The organism is Hyphomonas oceanitis SCH89 (assembly GCF_000685295.1).
Taxonomy (GTDB): Bacteria; Pseudomonadota; Alphaproteobacteria; order Caulobacterales; family Hyphomonadaceae; genus Hyphomonas; species Hyphomonas oceanitis.
This window is the reverse complement of the sequence record NZ_ARYL01000159.1, coordinates 1-599: the sequence shown is the minus strand read 5'-3', so window position 1 is coordinate 599 and position 599 is coordinate 1. Positions and strand designations below refer to the sequence as shown.

Here is a 599-nt window from a genome sequence, read left to right as displayed (position 1 = left end):
GCATAGGTATATAGCCGAACATCATATTTGAGCGTTATGCGCTCGCCAGCCACAGTGACAGCTCGCATTGTCGGCGCGATCAGCGCCTGGGCAATATAGTTTCCAGCCAGAATATCCGCCCAGACCCGTTTGGTCAGCTTGTCACCGCGATATGTCGCCCGACTGCCGAAGCCAGCAGCGGGTTTGAAGAAATATCCTCGTCGGTCGGTCCAGAGTTCGTCGGCGACATCTTCTGTGACGCGCCTTGTACCAGGAATCTTCGAGAGAACGGCCCGATGAACCGCGTCGGCGCTCCAGGACTCAAGCAGATCTGCATCGCTTAGCCAGATCAGGTTTTGCTTGTCGGCATAGAGCGCGTGATGGCGGGGCGCCGGACTGACAATCGCCGCGTCCGTCAGGAGTGCGGCGCGCAAGTGAGCGTTTCCAGGCTCAGACAGATCAAAATCCGTGAGCCTGTTATAGACCATGTCGATCGTCCTGCCGCCGGAGGTCAGAACACCATTCTCGAAAGTCAGCGCCTCGGGACCAAGGATCAGGGTTTCGATGCCATTGCGCGTCAGTAAATCCCGGGCGAGCAACATGTCTGGATAGAGGTATTG

1 pseudogene is annotated in these 599 nt (G+C 57.3%); it reads right to left on the bottom strand.

The annotated features are described in order from the left end of the window. Nucleotides 1–599 (bottom strand): annotated as a pseudogene (locus HOC_RS22495) (hypothetical protein); the annotation flags it as partial.